At 71.1% G+C, this 18,346-nt stretch carries 14 protein-coding genes and 1 tRNA gene; 6 read left to right on the top strand and 9 right to left on the bottom strand.

All coding sequences use genetic code 11. The annotated features are described in order from the left end of the window. Positions 1-112 precede the first annotated feature (112 nt). Together CLT74_RS24275 and CLT74_RS24270 are read left to right on the top strand one after the other, a co-directional pair. On the top strand, positions 113-1,177 hold the full coding sequence (locus CLT74_RS24275) for a glycosyltransferase family 2 protein (RefSeq protein WP_486582557.1): 1,065 nt from the start codon (positions 113-115) through the stop codon (positions 1,175-1,177). After that, positions 1,164-2,279 (top strand): glycosyltransferase, encoded by a 1,116-nt coding sequence (locus CLT74_RS24270; protein ID WP_099852788.1) that lies wholly within the window; start codon positions 1,164-1,166, stop codon positions 2,277-2,279. The genes CLT74_RS24275 and CLT74_RS24270 overlap by 14 nt, the downstream gene beginning before the upstream one ends. A gap of 10 nt (positions 2,280-2,289) precedes the next feature. Here CLT74_RS24270 and CLT74_RS24265 read toward each other — a convergent pair whose 3' ends face one another. The 3 genes from CLT74_RS24265 to CLT74_RS24255 form a co-directional block, all read right to left on the bottom strand. Beyond that, positions 2,290-3,918, bottom strand: a complete 1,629-nt coding sequence (locus CLT74_RS24265) for a hypothetical protein (protein ID WP_143697206.1) — start codon at positions 3,916-3,918, stop codon at positions 2,290-2,292. Positions 3,919-4,074: 156 nt separating this feature from the next. Further along, positions 4,075-4,920 (bottom strand): hypothetical protein, encoded by an 846-nt coding sequence (locus CLT74_RS24260; RefSeq protein ID WP_099849156.1) that lies wholly within the window; start codon positions 4,918-4,920, stop codon positions 4,075-4,077. A gap of 125 nt (positions 4,921-5,045) precedes the next feature. Beyond that, positions 5,046-5,122 (bottom strand) — tRNA-Thr (locus tag CLT74_RS24255). A 320-nt stretch (positions 5,123-5,442) separates the two neighbouring features. Here CLT74_RS24255 and CLT74_RS24250 point away from each other — a divergent pair. Next, positions 5,443-6,534, top strand: coding sequence for a sn-glycerol-3-phosphate ABC transporter ATP-binding protein UgpC (locus CLT74_RS24250; RefSeq protein ID WP_099849153.1), 1,092 nt, complete (start codon positions 5,443-5,445; stop codon positions 6,532-6,534). 68 nt (positions 6,535-6,602) lie between these two features. On the opposite strand, the gene rlmB is transcribed toward CLT74_RS24250, so the two are convergent. Next, positions 6,603-7,724 carry a 23S rRNA (guanosine(2251)-2'-O)-methyltransferase RlmB gene (gene rlmB, locus CLT74_RS24245; protein ID WP_099849150.1) on the bottom strand — a complete coding sequence of 374 codons (1,122 nt, stop codon included), beginning with the start codon at positions 7,722-7,724 and terminating at the stop codon, positions 6,603-6,605. Then, positions 7,724-9,139, bottom strand: coding sequence for a cysteine--tRNA ligase (gene cysS / locus CLT74_RS24240; protein WP_099849148.1), 1,416 nt, complete (start codon positions 9,137-9,139; stop codon positions 7,724-7,726). Before cysS ends, rlmB begins: the two co-directional genes overlap by 1 nt. 161 nt (positions 9,140-9,300) lie before the next feature. On the opposite strand from cysS, the gene CLT74_RS24235 reads away from it, so the two are divergent. Further along, positions 9,301-9,981: an IclR family transcriptional regulator gene (locus CLT74_RS24235; RefSeq protein ID WP_486582758.1), complete on the top strand. Its 681-nt coding sequence runs from the start codon at positions 9,301-9,303 to the stop codon at positions 9,979-9,981. A 235-nt stretch (positions 9,982-10,216) separates the two neighbouring features. On the opposite strand, the gene CLT74_RS24230 is transcribed toward CLT74_RS24235, so the two are convergent. Genes CLT74_RS24230 through CLT74_RS24220 form a run of 3 tightly spaced genes read right to left on the bottom strand, consistent with a single transcriptional unit; the run spans position 10,217 to position 13,640 of the window. Next, a complete protein-coding gene (locus CLT74_RS24230) occupies positions 10,217-11,893 on the bottom strand; it encodes a S8 family serine peptidase (RefSeq protein WP_099849143.1) in 1,677 nt (558 codons plus the stop codon). Between the two features lie 34 nt (positions 11,894-11,927). Next, a complete protein-coding gene (locus CLT74_RS24225; protein WP_099849141.1) occupies positions 11,928-12,668 on the bottom strand; it encodes an HAD family hydrolase in 741 nt (246 codons plus the stop codon). A gap of 12 nt (positions 12,669-12,680) precedes the next feature. Then, complete coding sequence (locus CLT74_RS24220) at positions 12,681-13,640, bottom strand: DMT family transporter (protein ID WP_099849139.1); 960 nt, start codon at positions 13,638-13,640, stop codon at positions 12,681-12,683. Positions 13,641-13,724: 84 nt separating this feature from the next. Here CLT74_RS24220 and CLT74_RS24215 point away from each other — a divergent pair, with 84 nt between their 5' ends. After that, positions 13,725-14,270, top strand: coding sequence for a CGNR zinc finger domain-containing protein (locus CLT74_RS24215; RefSeq protein ID WP_099849137.1), 546 nt, complete (start codon positions 13,725-13,727; stop codon positions 14,268-14,270). Positions 14,271-14,322: 52 nt separating this feature from the next. Here the strand turns inward: CLT74_RS24215 and CLT74_RS24210 are convergent, their stop codons facing one another. Beyond that, complete coding sequence (locus tag CLT74_RS24210) at positions 14,323-15,732, bottom strand: class II fumarate hydratase (RefSeq protein WP_199172251.1); 1,410 nt, start codon at positions 15,730-15,732, stop codon at positions 14,323-14,325. Between the two features lie 195 nt (positions 15,733-15,927). Here CLT74_RS24210 and CLT74_RS24205 point away from each other — a divergent pair, with 195 nt between their 5' ends. Then, positions 15,928-18,318 carry a hypothetical protein gene (locus tag CLT74_RS24205; RefSeq protein ID WP_143697205.1) on the top strand — a complete coding sequence of 797 codons (2,391 nt, stop codon included), beginning with the start codon at positions 15,928-15,930 and terminating at the stop codon, positions 18,316-18,318. Positions 18,319-18,346 lie beyond the last annotated feature (28 nt).

Genomic DNA, 18,346 nt, shown 5'->3' with positions numbered 1-18,346 from the left:
GACGACCGCCGCTGTACGTCTGATCGCTGCCCGGCATTCACCTCGGGGCCGCTCACGCCCCCTAGCGTCACCGTGCGCGCACGTCGTAGTCGGCACGAGTGAGCAGGTGGTCATGCCATCCACACCCGAGGTCAGCGTGGTCATCCCCACCTTCGCCCGCCCGGCGTTGGTGACCCGCGCGGTCCGCAGCGTCCTCGCGCAGACCGTCACCGACATCGAGGTGATCGTCGTGGTCGACGGTCCCGACGAGGCGACCGGCAAGGCCCTCGCCGAGATCGGTGATCCCCGACTGCGCGTGGTGGAGCTGCCCGGCAAGGGTGGCGCGCCAAACGCCCGCAACACCGGCGTACGCGAGGCGCTCGCCCCCTGGACCGCCCTGCTCGACGACGACGACGAGTGGCTACCCACAAAGCTCGCCGTCCAGCTTGAGCTGGCCCGCAGCGCGACGGTGCGCAGCCCGATCATCGCCAGTCGGCTGGTCAACAAGACGCCCCGGGCGCAGTTCGTGATGCCCCGGCGGCTGCCGGAGCCGGGCGAGCCGATCTGCGAGTACCTCACCCTTCGGCGCGGGCTGTTCCACGGTGACGGGTTCATTCAGACCTCGACCATCATGGCGCCGACCGAGCTGCTGCGCCGGGTGCCGTTCACCGTCGGTCTGCGCCGGCAGCAGGAACTGGACTGGACCGTACGGGCGATCAGCCACCCCGATGTCGAGTTGCTCATCGCCGCCGAACCGCTCGTGCTCTGGCACCAGGACGAGGACCGGCCACGGATCAGCCTCAGCTCGCCGTGGGAGGCGCAGTTGGAGTGGCTGCGCGGCATCCGACCACTGATCACCCCACGGGCGTACGCGGCCATCACGATGAGCATCATCAGCTCGATGGCCGCGCCCACGCGCAGTTTCCGGGTCTTCCGGCTGCTGCTCGCCGAGGCCCGCCGGCACGGCCGGCCGGGCGTCGTCGACTACCTGACGTTCCTCCAGATCTGGCTGCTCCCACCGCAGCTACGGCACCGGGTCCGCGACCTGATCCTCGGCCGTGGCCGGCGAGGTGGCCAGGCCACCTCGGACGACCTGGTGGCCGTCGACGGGTCCCGGGCCGACGTCGCCTTCCCGGTCGGCACCCACGCCGAGGAGCGGGCCGGGACGGCGGAGATCGGGGCCGATGTCCGGCGATAGGGTCGCCGTGATCTGGCGCAGCTGCCTGTTACCCGGCTCGGAGACCTTCATCCGCAACCAGGGCGACGCGCTGCCCACCTGGCGCCCGCTCTATCTGGGTGCCGTCCGGGTGCCCTCACCGTTGTCCCGGGACAGTGACGTGGTGCTGTGCCCGGACACGCCGCGTGGCCGCCGCGAGTGGCTGCGGTTGCGGCTGACCGGCGGTTCGCCCAGGTTGCGTCGGCTGCTGGCCCGGCTACGGCCCGACGTGGTGCACGCCCACTTCGGCGGGGACGGCTGGTTGGTCAGCCGTACCGCCGTCGAGCTGGGCATCCCGCTTGTCGTCACCCTGCACGGTCTCGACGTCACCCGGCAGGCGGCGGCACCCGGACCACGCGGTGCCCGGCACCGACGGAACCTACGGACCGTGTTCGGCCGGGCCGCGCTGATCCTGGCCGTCTCCGGAGCGATCCGGGACCGGGCGGTGGAGCTGGGTGCGGATCCGGACAAGGTCCGCGTACATCACACCGGGGTGCCGGTGCCGCCGGAGCCGGCGACCGGGCCGAAGCGGTGGGACGTCGTCTTCGTGGGGCGTTTCGTCGAGAAGAAGGGGGTCGAGGATCTCGTCGAGGCGCTGGGCATGCTGTCGGAGCTGCGCCCCCGCGTGCTGCTCGTCGGCGCCGGGCCACTGCACGACCAGGTACGCCTCCGCGCGGCACAGTTGGGCGTGGACGCCACGTTCGCCGGTGCGCTGGCACCGCCCGAGGTGATGCGGCACATCGCCGAGGCCCGGATTCTCGCGGCACCGTCGCGTACCGCCTCGGACGGCGACACGGAGGGTCTGCCCACCACGATCCTGGAGTCGTTGAGTCTCGGCGTGCCGGTCGTGTCCACGTACCACAGTGGCATCCCGGAGGCGGTCACCCACGAGTCGAACGGCCTGCTCTGTGCGGAAGGCGACCGCCCGGCCCTGGCGGCCAACCTCCGCCGCCTGCTCACCGACGCCTCGCTGCGCGACCAACTCGGCAAGGCCGCCCGGCACCGCGCCGAAACCGACTTCGACCTGCACCACCAGACCCGCCGCCTCGAATCCCGCTACGACTCCCTCCTCCCCCCACCCTGACCGGGTCGGGTCAGTCGGTGGGGTGGAGGCGGCGGATGGCGGAACGGGCGGTGCGGCGGGCGGTGCGGGCACCGGCCAGCAGGAGACGGCCGGCCCGTGCGGTGGGGGTGCCGTGCAGCAGTGAGACGATCCGGCGCAGCCGTTTCAACTCGTCGTCACGCTCGGTCAACGTCCGTTCGTACCATCCGTGGAGCGCGCGCGACTCGGACAGCTCGCGGGCCAGCCGGTCCCGGTCCGCCAGCAGTTCCCGCCATCCGCCAGCAACCGCACCTGCCACGTGGTCGACCGATGCTCCCGGCTCCCGACCGGCCATCGTGGTCAGCATGGCGGCCAGCTCACCGGCCGGCCAGAGGTCGGCGAGTCCGGCGTCGACAAGCCGGGACGCCAGCCGCCGCAGCACCAGCATCGGCTCGGTGGGCTCGACCAGACCGTGCCAGGTGCCGGCCGGGGTGACGACCACGGCGTCCGCGGGCATCCCCGCCGCATCACCGGACTGCCAGCCGGTGAGCAGCGCCCGCACCGCCGGCAGGTCCCGCCGCATCGACGCGGCCACCACCAGATCCTCGACGGTACGCCCCGACGGAACGGCCTCGCCGTCGGCGAACCGCCACCCGCCCGCCGGATCCCGGCCCACCTCCCGGAGCCGGCCGTCCTGCATCAGTAGTGCCGCAGGCGCCGCCGCACCGGCCAGGTCGGCCTCAGAACGGGCGCGCGCGGCGGGCTGATCAGCCGGGGTGAGCAGATCCGGCAGGCGTTCGCCGAGCAACACCCAGGCGGGCGCGAGTTCGACGGCGATCCCGTTCCGGACAGCGGATCCGGCAAGCCGACCCGGGTCGACCAGCAGCGGTGCGGTCGGCACGGGGCCGTCGGGTCCGATGGCCGGGGCGCACGCCCCGCCCCCGCCGTCACTGTTGACGGCCCGGTCGCTGAGGACGGCCTGGAGGAAGCCGGTCAGGTGCGGGTCGGCAAGCAGGTCCGTGCCGAGCAGGGCGGTGGGCGCGAGGGGGGACGGGAAAGCCGCCCAGGTGCCGCCGACCCGCAGACCCGACGCCGTGAGCCGGGCCCGCAGCCGGGCCGGACCGGCCGGCCGGGTGTCGTCGTACTCGCCGAGGGCCGCCCAGTCGGAGTCGGTGCCCGGCGGCGACGGCGCCAGCAACCGGTGCGTCCCGAGCGGATTCTCGACCCCGAGCAGCAGCCGACCGCCGGGCCGCAGCACCGATACCAGCAGGTCGAACGCCTCGCCCCAGGACAGTTGGGCACCCTCGACCGAAGCGAGACGGTCCAGCCCGGCCAGGGCGACAACCGTGTCGTACGGGCGCGTGCCGGCGAGTTTCTCGGGGCCACCGCAGCAGACCCGCACCCCGGGGCTGCCCGCGTAGCGGGCGGCCAGGGACTCGGCGTCCGGCAGTCCCCGCACCAGCACGGTCAGGTCGGTCGAGGGCAGCGCGTCGAGCAGGTGCGGGTGGTGCGGCCCCGCCACCAGCGTGCGGCCGGACGCGACGGACAGCAGGGCGGCCAGTTCCGGTCCGCGTACCGGGCCCGGGCCGTGTGCGCCGTCAAGATCAGACCAGGCGAGCATCTCGCCACCGAGCAGGTGCACCTCGCAGAGTTGATGATTCGCTCGCTGTCGCTCGCTCATGCCGGCCCTCCGCTGCGCTGCGGGCCGCCATGAGGCACCAGCGCACAGAGTTGATGATTCGCTCGCTGTCGCTCGCTCATGCCCGCCCTCCGCTGCGCTGCGGGCCGCCATGAGGCACCAGCGCACAGAGTTGATGATTCGCTCGCTGTCGCTCGCTCATGTGTCGACCTCCGTGCGGTGCCGGTCGGCGGGATCGGGCCAGCGGAACAACCGGCGCAGCTCGGCCGGGGGCAGCAGCCGGTCGGCACCCAGCTCGGTGACGGCCAGGGCGCGGGCGACCGCCGGATCGACCTGGGGGCCGTGCAGGTCCGCCCACTGCCTGCGGATCCGCGGCTGGCCGCCCCAGATCGGCACCTCGCCGGCCAGGTGCATCGGGTCGCCGTAGACGGCCGGTTCGCAGCCGGCCAGGATGCCGTAGAAGACCGCGCTGCACAGCCGGTTCGAGGCGACCCGGCGGTGTCGGCGCAGCTCGGCCAGTTGCCGGTGGAGGAAACCCGGGTCAAGGTCCCGCCACCGGCCGCCCCGGTATCCGTGGCAGACGACCCGGAAACCGGCCCGCTCGTAGTGCTGGCGCACCCGGGTCGACAGGTACTCCTGCCAGTAGAGGCAGACGGTGACCGGGCCCGGTTCGACAGCGCGGATCTCGTCGATCAGCCGGCCGTGGTCGCCGACTACCTGTTGCCCCTCCCAACCGTGGAACGGGTACCAGATGGTCCCCTCCCGCTGGGGCGGACCGTCCGGTTCCAGCGCCAGCAGGTACGCCCACGGGGCGCCGACCACGTACGTCTGTCGGCGGCCGAGGGACCACGCCCGCCGCCGGGTCCGCTCCGACCAGAGGAACAGCGGTACGCCCGGCACGAACTCGTGGTCGTAGGCCATCCCGTCGCCGATGTTCCAACCGTGCTGGAGGTAGCCGTGGATACGGGGCGGATCCCGGTCGTCGAGGCCGCAGTAGCGGGCCAGCACGTGGGAGTGCCCGTAGTAGTGGTTGGCGTGGTGCACGGTGGCGGACGCCCCTGGTCGTGGTGCCGGGTCTCGGCGGGACGGGTGGAGGCGGAGCCTAACCGGCCCGTCTGAACACCCGGCCACGCCGAGATGTCCGCCCGGTGTGCCATGCGCGATAAAGATGGAGCCCCCGGCCGGGATCGAACCGGCGACATCCCGCTTACAAGGCGGGTGCTCTGGCCAGCTGAGCTACAGGGGCGTTGTGTCGTGGTCAGCATAGCGACAGGCGTCCGGTTTTCCTGCTCGGCATGGCTCCCGAGCATGGGAAACGTCAACATCCCGACGTGTGGGCGTCGATTCGTGTCCGAGCGTGCCCGAGTGACCGGAATGCGAATGCTTCGGAAGTACCGGGCCACCGCGGACCTTGGCATTGCGGCGAAAGCCGTTTACCGTGCAGTGACACGGCCGACACGGGCTCGCCCCGCGCCGGCCGTGGCGCCGGTACGGAGCTTCCGTGCCGGTTGCTCCTTCACTCGGATCGTCCGGCACGTTCCTGCCGGTGAAAGGAAGCGTCCCCTCATGGCTACGGTCACCTACGCGAAGGCGTCCCGGATCTATCCGGGCACCGAACGCCCCGCGGTCAACCAGCTCGACCTTCAGATCGGCGACGGCGAGTTCCTCGTCCTCGTCGGCCCCTCCGGTTGTGGTAAGTCCACCAGCCTGCGCATGCTCGCCGGCCTGGAGGATGTCGACGACGGCGCGATCTACATCGACGACCGGGACGTCACCCACCTGCCGCCGAAGGCCCGCGACATCGCGATGGTCTTCCAGAACTACGCCCTCTACCCGCACATGACGGTGTACGAGAACATGGCGTTCGCGCTCAAGCTGCGCAAGACCTCCAAGTCGGAGATCGACCGTCGGGTCAAGGAGGCGGCGGCACTGCTCCAGCTGGAGGAGTACCTCAGCCGTAAGCCCAAGGCGCTCTCCGGTGGTCAGCGCCAGCGGGTCGCGATGGGCCGGGCCATCGTCCGGGAGCCGCAGGTCTTCCTGATGGACGAGCCGCTGTCGAACCTCGACGCCAAGCTGCGGGTGCAGACCCGTACGCAGATCGCGTCGCTGCAGGCCAAGCTCGGCATCACCACCGTCTACGTCACCCACGACCAGGTCGAGGCCATGACCATGGGTCACCGGGTGGCGGTCATGCTCGACGGTGTGCTCCAGCAGGTCGACACCCCGCGGACGCTCTACGACGCCCCGGCAAACGTCTTCGTCGCCGGCTTCATCGGCTCGCCCGCCATGAACATCAAGACCGTCTCGTTCAGCGAGCAGGGTGCGGCGTTCGCCGAGATGCTCGTGCCGCTGACCCGCGAGCAGGCCGAGGCGGCCAACTCCGAGGGCGGCAACGGCAAGGTGACCGTGGGCTTCCGTCCGGAGGACTGCGACATCGTCAGCCCGACCGAGGGTGGCATGCCGGTCGTGGTCGAGCTGGTCGAGGACCTGGGCTCTGACGCCAACGTCTACGGCCACGCGGCGCTCGACGGTGCCTCCGAGCGGTTCGTGGTCCGTACCGACCGGCGGACCATGCCGAACATGGGCGACACGATCTTCGTGAAGCCGCGTACCGGCCAGAGTCACGTCTTCCACGCCGCCACCGGGCAGCGCATCTGACGTAGCAACCGTGAAGGGGCGGTCCGCCGATGGCGGGCCGCCCCTTTTCGCGTACGCTCTCCGGTTTCTCAGCCCTCGACGGCCCGACGGCGCGCCACCTCGGCCAGGGTGACGGCGGCGGCCACGCTCGCGTTCAGCGACTCCACCTCGGAGATCATCGGGATGCTGACGGTGAGGTCACAGGTCTGCCCGACCAGGCGGGACAGTCCCCGCCCCTCGGAGCCGACCACCACGACCAGCGGACCGACGGCGGCCTCCAGGTCGTACAGATCCGTCTCCCCGTCGGCGTCCAGGCCGACCACCACGAACCCGGCGTCCCGGCAGGCCTTCAGCGACCGGGTCAGGTTTGTCACCTGGGCCACCGGTACCCGGGCCGCCGCGCCCGCGCTGGTCCGCCAGGCGGTGGCGGTGATCCCCGCGGCCCGCCGCTCCGGCACGAAGACGCCCTGCGCGCCGAACGCGGCGGCGGACCGGATCACCGCGCCGAGGTTACGCGGATCGGTGACCCCGTCCAGCGCCACCAGCAGCGGTGCCGGTTGTTCGAGTGCGGCGGCGACCAGGTCGTCGAACGACTCGTAGGCGAACGGTGGCACCTGGAGACCGACGCCCTGGTGCAGCACGCCCCCGGTCATCCGGTCCAGCTCGGCACGGCTGACCTCAAGGATCGCGATGCCCCGGTCGGCGGCCGTACGGATGATCTCCTTGACCCGGTCGTCGACGTCGATGCCCTGTGCCGTGTAGAGCGCGGTCGCCGGGACCTGGGTACGCAGCGCCTCCAGCACCGGGTTACGGCCGACCAGCAGCTCCGGGGTGTCCTTGGCCGGGTTGGACTTGCGGCCCGGCGCGACCCGGGGTCCGCTGCGCCCGGCGGGCTGCCTGCCCCGGGCCGGCTTCGCGACGGCCGCGCCCCGGCCGCCACCCTTGCCCCAGGTGGTGTCCTTGCTGCCCGGCTGACCGATCTTCGGGGCACGCCCCTCCTCGGCGGCCGCCCGGCGCTCCTTCTCCTGCTTCCAGGCGGTGCGCTGCGGCAGCTTCTCGGTGCCGGAGTATGCCTTGTGCCAGGGTCGCTCGTCGGCCGGCAACGTCCGGCCACGCCCGGCGAGGGAGTCCCGGTTCTTTCCGCCGGACCCCTTCTGGGCACTAGCCTTCGACGCCACTCGCCGGCCACGGCGCTGAGAATTGCCGGCCATCAGTCATGCTCTCCAATAGTCCAACGCGGTCCCTGTGGGGTGTCCTCGACCACCACTCCGGCCCGCTTGAGTTGATCCCGCAGCGCGTCGGCGGCTGCCCAGTCCTTGCGGACCCGGGCCTGCGCGCGCTGTTCCAGTGCCAGGGCGATCAGGGAGTCCACCACGCCACGGAGGTCGCTCGCCCGGGCTCCGCCGGTCCACGCCGGGTCGAGAGGGTCGACTCCGAGGATATCCAGCATCGCGCGGACGCTGGCCAGCGCGGTGCGGACCGTCACATCGTCCCCGCCGGCAAGCGCGTTGTTGCCGTCCCGCAGCACCTCGTGCAGCGCCGCCAGCGCGGCCGAGGTGTTCAGGTCGTCGTCCATCGCCGCGACGAACGCGGCGGGCAGCTCGCCGGCACCGCCCGCGCCCACCCGTTCCACGGCCCGCGTCACGAAACCCTCGATCCGCCGGTACGCGACTGCCGCCTCGCGCAACGCCTCCTCGGAGTAGTCGATCCGCGAACGGTAGTGGGCGGCCACGTAGTAGTAGCGCAGCTCGACCGGGCGCACCCCGAGCGAGGCGACGTACGCCAGATCGAGCGCGTTCCCCAGCGACTTGCCCATCTTCGCCCCACCGATGCTGAGCAGCCCGTGATGCACCCAGTACCTGGCGAAGGGCAGGCCGGCGGCCTGGGACTGGGCCAACTCGTTCTCGTGGTGCGGGAAGGTCAGGTCGAGCCCGCCGCCGTGGATGTCGAACTCCGGGCCCAGATAGCGCCAGCACATCGCCGAGCACTCGATGTGCCAGCCGGGTCGGCCCCGCCCCCACGGCGACGGCCAGTAGGCGTCCGCCGGCTCGTCCGGCTTGACGCCCTTCCAGAGGGCGAAGTCACGCGGGTCGCGCTTACCGCGCTCCGGGGCCTCGCAGGCGGACTGCATGTCCTCCGGCGACTGGTTGGACAACGCCCCGTACGACGGCCAGGAAGCCACGTCGAAGTACACGTCAGCAGAGCCGTCGGTGGCCGGATAGGCGTGCCCCCGCTCGATCAACTGCGCGATCAGGTCATGCATCTCGGGAATGTGACCGGTCGCCCGTGGTTCGTACGTGGGCGGCAGCACGTTCAACGCCCGGTACGCCTCGGCGAGCTTCACCTCGTTGGCGTACGCGATCGACCAGAAGGGCAGCTGCTGCTCCTGCGCCTTGACCAGGATCTTGTCGTCGATGTCCGTCACGTTGCGGATGAAGGTGACCTGGAGACCGGCGACGGACAGCCACCGACGCAGCACGTCGTAGTTGACGCCGGAGCGAAGATGGCCGATGTGCGGCGGCGCCTGAAGGGTGAGACCACACAGGTAGACCCCCACCTTGCCGGCTTCCCGCGGGACGAAGTCCCGCACCGATCGGGTGGCGGTGTCATACAGGCGTAGCGTCACCGTACAAGGGTAGCCGTCCGCTGTTGCCTGGTCGGTCGGAGCCTGGTAGCACCCCGCCGGCCGGCACCTGCCGACGGCCACCCACTGCCCGTACGCTGCTGGTCGTGAGCACTCCACCGACGCCCGGCGCCACCCCACCACCGGGGGTGCCCGGCGGGCCGGTGCCGGGCGGGTCGACGCCTGAGCGACCTCCGGCCGGTGGGTCTGTGCCGGGCGGGGAGGCGTCGCAGACGTTGGACCGGGGTCTACGGTTGCTGCACCTGGTGGCGGACATCCCCGGCGGTCTGACAGTCACCGAGGCCGCGAACCAGTTGGGCATCGGTCGGGCCGCCGTCTACCGGCTGGTCGGGCCGCTGGCCGGGCACGGGATGCTGCGCCGTGACGCCGACGGCCGACTGCGCCTCGGCGTCGGGGTACTGCACCTGGCCCGGCGGGCCCAGCCGCTGCTCGCCGAGGGTGCGCTGCCCGCGCTGCGGCGGCTCGCCGAACAGGCCGGAGCCACCGCCCACCTGACGGTGGTGGAGGGTGGCGAGGGGGTCGCGCTGGCCGTGGTCGAGCCGAGTTGGACGTCGTTCCACGTCGCGTACCGGACCGGGGCCCGGCACCCGCTGGAGCGCGGTGCCGCCGGGCGGGCCATCCTGGCCGGTCGGGCAGGCGACGCCGGCCCGGTGAGCACCGCAGGTGAGTTGCAACCCGGCGCGTACGGGGTGGCCGCGCCGGTGATCGGGGTGCCCGGCCTGGAGGCGAGCGTCGGGGTGGTGGCCCTGGCGCCGCTGGACGCCGAGGCGACAGGTGCGCAGGTGCTGGCCGCCGCCACCGCCATCGCCACCGCCCTGACCTGACCTGCCGCCGGGAGCGCGGATGGCGCCGGTGACGCCCGACCGGGCCGAGGGAGGCCAACCCGGAGGACCAGACCGCCGATCAGCCCAGGCCGCCCACCACCCAGCCGGTCAACACGGGCCAGCCCGCAGATCAGGACGGGCCAGCCCACCGGCGATCAGGACGCGTAATGGCCGGGCTGAGAGGTTCCAGCCCGGCCACCACATTGCCGATCAGGACGTCTGCGTCCCGGCCCGGTTACCGGCCGGGCTTGACCGTCACCGCCGCGTACGCGTCGATGATGCCGTGGCCGTAGAAGCCGTTGAAGCTGCGCGAGCCGTCGCAGTAGGCGTCGAACTCAGCCGGCCGGCCCTCGTTGACGTAGCTCACCAGCCGAGGCTCCGGGCAGGCCCGCTCGGCAGCCGTCCGGAGGAGCTGCCGCTCGACCAGGTCCGGCGCCATGCCGTAACCACTGCGGCCCTGCTGCTTGCCGTAGCGGCTGACGATGAGCGCGGCCACCCCGGAGGCGTGCGGTGCCGCCATCGAGGTGCCCTGGAGGTAGGTGTAGTACCCGCACTCCCCGTTGGCCTTGCACTCCTTGAACACGAAGGTCTCGGCGCCGGCCACGATGTTGCCGTCCTCGTCGACCGCGCCCTCCTCCTGGAGGACCTTCTTCGGGTAGGTGGAGAGGATCATGTTGGCGTCGGTACGGAACGTGTCGGTGCCGAAGCCGTCGCGGAACCAGCCACCCGGCGCGGCGACAGCCGTCTGCTCGGTGCCGTAGTTGGAGTAGTCCGCCTTCTTACCGGAGGGGCCGACCGCGGAGACGCTGATGACGTGCGGCCCTTCGGTGGGCAGATCCCAGCAGCTGTCGTTGTCGATCTCCCGCGGGTACGGCGCGACGTCACCGTAGTTCGGGCTGGAGACGTCGGTACGCGGATCGCCCAGGTCCTCGTGGTTGTTGCCGAGCGCGCCGACCAGGGTGACGCCCCGGTTGTGGGCGAAGGTCAGGGCCCGCTTCACGGCCCTGATGGTGGCCCGCTGCGCGGCCTGGGCCTCCGGCGAGTCGGCCGGGTTGGCGGTGCAGTTGTAGAGCCACGGGTCGACGTAGAACGACATGTTGACCACGTCGAGGCCCGACCTGCCCGCGTGCAGCAGTGCGTTGACCACCGGGTTGAGGAAGAAGTAGCCGGAGTCCTGACCGCCCTTGAGGTTCACCAGGGACACCTTGGGAGCGACGCCGGAGAGGCCGAAACCGTTCGCGGCGGCGCCGATGGTGCCGGCTACGTGGGTGCCGTGACCGCCGTCGTCGGTGCCGGCCGGGTCGAGGCAGCTCGCCACCTCGCACTCGCCGTCGATCTCCGGGATGTCGGGCGCGAAGTTGCGCGACAGCGCCCAGTTGAAGTTGGGCGCGATGTCGGGGTGGCTGGCGTCCACGCCGGTGTCGAGGACGCCGACGGTGACCCGACGGTCGCCGGGCTCCACCTTGCGCGCCTTGTCGGCCCGGATCATCTCCAGACCCCAGAGCTTGTCGTCCAGCGGGTCGAGCTTCTTGCCCCGGTGCTTACCGGCGCCCTTGGCGGCCGCCGCGGCCAGCAGGTTCTCCTGCTCGACGCGGTCGAGACGCGGTTTGCGTCCGATCGCCTTCTCCTCCGCCGCGCCGATCAGGGCGGCGGCGGAAGTCGCCTTCGTCGCGAAGTCAGCCCGGTCGGTCGTCACCTGGTACACACCGACCTCGTCGCTGCGGGACACCACGGTCCCGCCAGCCGACCGGATCGCGGCGATCGCCGCGTCCGCGGAGACGCCGTCCTCGGCGACCACGGTGAAGGTCCGCAGGTCCGCAGGCTCGGCGCTGGCCGGCACACCCAGACCTGTCACCGTGAGTGTCAGTGCCGCCGCGGTCGCGACGACGCCGACGGTGAAGCGCTTGCTCACCACATTGAATCCTCTCGTTGAGGGACTGGCGTCATCAGACATCAACGCGTGAGGTTTCGCCAGAGCAGCGTCTGAATCGCGGCGGAAGATCCGCTTCGCCGGAAAGATCAGCCAGCACGGTGGGCAGCTCAGCAAGCGTCGAGATCACGGCGTCCGGCACCACACCGGCCGGCAGCCGCTCACCCCGGCGGTCGAGCCAGACGGCCCGTAGGCCGGCCTGCTGCGCGCCGACCACGTCGTGCGCCAGGTTGTCGCCGACGTGCACCACCTGGGCCGGGTCCACTCCGGCGGCCGCACACACCGCCGCGTAGAAATCCGGGTCAGGTTTCTTCGGCACCCCCTCGCGGTGCGCGTACACCTCGAAGGTGAACTCGCCGGCGAGGCCGCAGCGTTCGGCGTAGCTGTTGCCGTTGCTGGCGAGACCCAGCGTCCAGCGGTGGCGCAGGGCGGCCAGTGCCGGCAGCGCGTCGGCGAACGGCCGGGTCAGCGCGAAGCGGCGGGCGAAGAAGAGTGCACTGATCCTGTCCAGGTGGGCACCGAGACCCGCCCGGTCCAGGGACCGGGCCAGGGCAGCACGCCGGATCTCGGCCACCGGCGCGGCGGCGAGATCCCCGAAGACCGCGCCCCAGTCCGATTCCAGGTCCGCGAGGGTGACGCCGGCCGCGACCGGGGTCAGCCGCCGCATCTGCACAAGTAAAGCCTCCAGCCCGGCGGTGACGGCCGGCCGCAGATCGACAAGGGTCTCGTCGGCATCGAACACCACTGTGGTCAGCATGCCGCCAGCCTGTCACCGCAGGGCCGGCTCCGCCGTCTCCGGGCGGGTGGGCGCGACGGGGCTGCGCAGCTCGTCCAGGCGGACCAGCGCCACACCCGCGACGATCAGCAGTCCGCCGAACAGTTGCACCACGGTCGGCAGCTCCCCCAGTACCAGCCAGGCGATCAGGACCGCGAACATCACCTCGGTCAGCCCGACGAACGAGGCCAGCCGGGAACCGAGCGTCCGTACCGCGGCGATCCCGGCCAGATAGGCGACCACAGCGGCCACCAGCGTCAGGCCGGCGATCGGCACCAACCAACTGGTCTGCATGCCGGCGAACTGCACGGTGTCGAAGGTGGCCCGCAGCGGGAGGGCCCCGGTCAGGCCGAGCAGCAGCAGCACGCCGGCACCTGCGGCCATCCCGCCGCTGGCCATCACCATCGACGGCAGGGCCGGGTCGACCCGGCCGGCGAGCACGAAGTACCCGGCCAACCCGACCGCCGCGCCGAGCCCCCAGAGCACGCCGACCAGGTCGAGTCGGCCCGCCCCGGTCAGGTCGAGCACGAAGACCAGGCCGGCCATGGCCGCTGCCGACCCGGCGACGGTCAGCCGACGGGGACGCTGGCCCTGCACCAGCCAGGTCCAGCCGACGACGAGAACGATGCCCAGGTACTCCAGCAGCAGCGCGACGCCGACCGGCAGGTAGCGCACCGCGTTGAAGAAGCACGCCTGGGCGACCGCGACACCGAGCAGCCCGAAGACGCCGATCGAGGCGAGGTTGCGGCGCAGCACCTGCCACCGACCGCGCAGGACGAGCATGGCGGGCACTGCCAGGATCAGGGCGGCGATGCCGACCCGGGCGATGACCACCGCCTCGGCCGACCAGCCGTCGTCGATCAGGGACCGGGCGAAGGTGCCCGAGGTGGCGAAGGTGATCGCAGAGAGCAACGCCAGCGCGAGGCCGGTACCCGCGGCGGACGGTTGACGCATGGGCTCTCCTTGGCACGACTGCCCGCCATGGGCAAAAATAGGTTACGCCGATGACGCTAGACCCGGGCCACGACAGGAGTCAAGTTGCTTTTCGCCCATGACACCGAGTGTTCGCTCATCGCTACCGCCGCGCTTGTGAACACCGCCGGTTCCGACGGAGAGACACTCCTGGACGTCGCCGCCCTCGACGCCTTCTACAACGTCCACTCCTACAGTGGTCGGCACGAACACACAGATGCCGAACTACGGGCCGTACGCGCGCTACGCCCTCGGCTACGCCGGATCTGGTACGCCGAGGTCGAGGAGATCGTCTCGATCGTCAACGCCCTGCTCCGCGAACACCGGGCGCTGCCCCAGCTCATCACCCACGACACCGAGCCGTACCACCTGCACGCCGTGCCCCGGGACGCTCCGCTGGCCACCCGGATGGCTGTCGAGGCGGCGATGGCGATCGCCGACGTGGTACGCGGTGGTGAACTGCGCCGGCTGCGCATCTGCGACCACCCCGACTGCGACAACGTGCTCGTCGACCTCTCCAAGAACCGTTCCCGCCGGTTCTGCGAGGCCGGCTGCGGCAACCGGGCCGCGGTCAGCGCCTACCGGGCCCGCAAGGCCGCCGCCCGCTCCTGACCCGATGACCAGCGGACCGACGAGTCGATCAAGCCCGGCCGGACGGGCGGGGTCAGGGGTGGGTCATCCGGAGCAGGTCGAGTGCCTCGTCCAACTGGGTCTCGGAGAGCTTGCCGGAGTCGACGTGGCCCCGCGAGATCACCACCTCCTTGATGGAGATCTGCTTCTCCAGCGCCTCCTTGGCGATCGAGGCGGCCTCGTCGTACCCGAGGTGACGGTTCAACGGGGTGACGATCGACGGCGAGCCCTCGGCGTACGACAGGCAGACCTCGGCGTCCGCGACCAGGCCGACCACGCACCGGTCGGCGAGCAGGCGGCTCGACGCGGCGATCAACCGAATCGACTCCAGCAGGTTGCGGCCCATCACCGGCAGCATGACGTTCAGCTCGAAGTCGCCCTGCGAGCCGGCGAAGGCCACTGTCGCGTCGTTGCCGACCACCTGCGCGCAGACCTGCCGGACGGCCTCGCAGACCACCGGGTTGACCTTGCCCGGCATGATCGACGAACCCGGCTGGAGGTCCGGGATGCGCAGTTCCCGCAGGCCGGCGCGGGGGCCGGAACCCATCCAACGGATGTCGTTGGCAATCTTGTAGAGCCCGACCGCGACGGTGCGCAGTTGCCCAGACGTCTCGACCAGGGCGTCCCGCGCACCCTGCGCCTCGAAATGGTTGCGCGCCTCGGTCAACGGCAGCCCGGTCGAGGCACGCAGCTTCTCGATCACCCGGGCGGCGAAGCCGAGCGGGGTGTTGATGCCGGTGCCGACCGCAGTACCGCCCAGCGGCAGCTCGGCCAGCCGGGGCAACGCGGCCTGGAGGCGTTCGATGCCGTAGCGGACCTGGGCGGCGTACCCGCCGAACTCCTGCCCGAGCGTCACCGGGGTGGCGTCCATCAGGTGCGTACGCCCGGCCTTCACGACGGTCTCGAACTCCGACGACTTCGCCTCCAGCGCGGCGGCCAGGTGGTCCAGCGCCGGCAGCAGATCCCGTACGACGGCCTCGGTGGCCGCCAGATGGATCGACGAGGGGAAGACGTCGTTACTGGACTGCGAGGCGTTGACGTCGTCGTTGGGGTGAACGCTGCTGCCCAGTTCCCGCCCGGCCAGGGTGGCGATCACCTCGTTGGTGTTCATGTTTGACGACGTGCCGGAGCCGGTCTGGAACACGTCCACCGGAAACTGGTCGTCGTACCCGCCGTCGGCCACGTGCGCCGCGGCTGCGGCGATCGCCGCGGCAACGTTCGCGTCGATCACCCCCAGGTCGCCGTTCACCTCGGCCGCAGCACCCTTGATCTGAGCCAGCGCCCGGATCTGGGCCGGCTCGATCCCCCGGCCGGAGATCGGGAAGTTCTGCACCGCCCGCTGCGTCTGGGCCCGCCACAGCGCCTCGGCGGGCACCTCCACCTCGCCCATCGAGTCGCGTTCGATCCGGTACCCGGTGCTCTCTGGAGTCGTCACGCGTACCATCCTGCCGCGCACCGCGACGACGTGCAGATGTTCGCCCCAGCCGCGCGATTCCGGATGAGCCACCGAGCCGGCCGGGAGCCAGCTTCCACCCGAAAGTCTGGCGCTTCCCAGGCAGTGACGCTCTTAAGATCGTCGAGATCTCGCCACTCCGCTCAGGAGGTTTGCACGTTGCATGACAACGGGGGTACCACCGGCATGCGCATCGTACGCCAGTGGCGCGCGCCACGCCGATTTCTCATCACCGGCGTAGCCGCCCTGCTCACCGCACCGCTCGCCGTGCTCGTCACCACGCCGGCGACCGCCGGCGTGACGAGGTTCGAGCGTGCGACGAGCGTCGGCTACACCGACGCCAAGCAGCCGTCCGTCGCGTTCCCGGTCGGCACCACCGACAAGGTGCCGGTCGGTTCCTGGACGTCCGACGAGGGCAACCACACCTCTCGGGCGTACTTCACCTTCGACCTCACCCGCTATCAGGGCAAGGACGTCATCCGCGCCTACGGAGTCGTCGGCGAGTCGTCGGTGACCGACTGCGAGAAGCCTCGCAAGATCGAGATTTGGCGCACCGACACGCCGGCACAGCCCCCGACCTGGAAAACCGCACCGCGGGTACACGAGCGTGCCGGTGACGTCTTCGATTCCCCCGCCTGCCCGGCCAGCTACCTGGAACTCGACCTCACCGAGACGCTGCGCCGGGCGGTTGCCGACGGGCAGGACAAACTCACCCTGATGGCCCGGATCGCCGGGAAACACGAGAAGAAGAAGCCCTTCAGCCGGTGGATCACGCCGTTGGGCATCTCGATCGAGGCGAACGCCGCGCCCGACGTACCCAGCGCGTTGGCTGTCGCCGGTCTCGCCTGCGCGGACGGTCGCCTGATCGGCACCACCACGCCGGTGCTCCGCGCCGAGGTCACCGACCCGGACAAGGTCGACGGGATGGCCGGAGATCAGGTGACCGCGACCTTCGCCTGGTGGCCGGTGGATCGGCCCACCGAGCGCACCGAGTGGACGTCCTACCGCGACTACGCGCCGACCTACTTCAGCTACACCGTGCCGGAGGGCCGGATGGTCCACGGCGGGACGTACGCCTTCTCGGTGCGCGCCGCCGACCAGCACGCCAACTCCGCCTGGTCACCGGAGTGCCGGTTCACCGTCGACACGGTGCGCCCGCCGGCCCCGACGGTCACCTCCACCGACTACCCGTCCGACTGGAGCCAGCCGGGTCACGGCGGCCCGGGCATTCCCGGCACCTTCCACCTCAGCGCGCCGGGCGCGGACGACATCGCCGGCTACTACTACGGTGAGAGCTTCCCAAGCTCCTACGTGGCCGCCGACGAGTCAGGGGCCGCCACCATCAGCCACGCACCGACCCGCAACCATCGCAACCATCTGTACGTGCAGGCCGTGGACCGGACCGGCAACCGCTCGGCACAGACGACGTACGAGTTCCTCGTGCGTGACACCGCACCCCGGATCACCGACGGAAATCCGGACGGCGCGATCGGCGAGGCCCGCGAGTTGATGTTCACGCCCGGCATGGAGGACGTGGTCGAGTACACCTACCGGCTCAACGACGACGAGCCGATCACCGTGCCGGCCGGGGCTGATGGTAAAGCCACTGTGACGGTCACTCCCCGCAAGTCCGGCTTGAACCGGCTCACCGTGACCAGTCGGACCGCCGGCGGGCTGCCCAGCGGCGAAGGTCGGTTCAACTTCTACCTGGCGACCGAGCCCACCGTCTCATCGGAGCAGTACCCGATCGGCGGCGGCGAAGGCGCCCTTGTCGGTACCCCTGGCACGTTCGTCTTCCGTCCCGGCATGCCCGGCGTGACCGAGTACGTCTGGTCGGTGGCCGGCGGACCGGAGCAGACGGTCGCCGCCGAGGCGGACCGTACGGCCAGCGTGACCTTCACCTCCACCTTCGGCGGGTTCCACTGGATGGAGGTCTACAGCCGGACCGCCGACGGCATCGTCTCCGAGACCGCCTCGGCGTACTTCGAAGCGACGTCGTGGGCACCGACGATCGAGTCGGCGGACTACCCCGTCTATCAGGAGAACGGCGGACCGGGCGTCGCCGGTGACTTCACCTTCCGCCCGACCCACGACGGCGTGACCGGTTACGTCTACACCTTCGAGGGCGAGCAGGAGCGGACCGTCACGACTGGCGCCGACGGGGTCGCCACGATCAGCTGGACGCCGCAGTCCTACCCCGCCGACCGTTCCGGCTGGGTGCGGCTCACCGTACGCGCCAAAATGGGGTCGATCGTCTCGGACGAGACCGAGCACTCGTTCATACTCAACCGGCTGGCCCCGACCGTGAGCAGCTCGGACTACCCGCCCACCGGCGGCGGCGGCCCGAACGTCGCGGGCCAGTTCACGCTGACCGCGCAGATGCCCGGCAGCACCGAGTTCGTGTACCGGTACAACGGGGAGGAGCGGACGGTCGCCGCCGGAGCCGACGGCACCGCGACGATCACGTTGACCCCGCAGTACGACGGCGGCAACTACCTGTACGTGTCGAGCAGGACCGCGTCGGGCATCACGTCCGGCGAGGACTACTACTACTTCTACGTCCGCTCCGAGGGCTGAGGCCCGGTACGACAGGGGCGCCGGGCGG

This window comes from Verrucosispora sp. CNZ293, assembly GCF_002754655.1.
The sequence above is the reverse complement of the archived record's forward strand: the minus strand, read 5'-3'. Positions and strand labels throughout refer to the sequence as shown.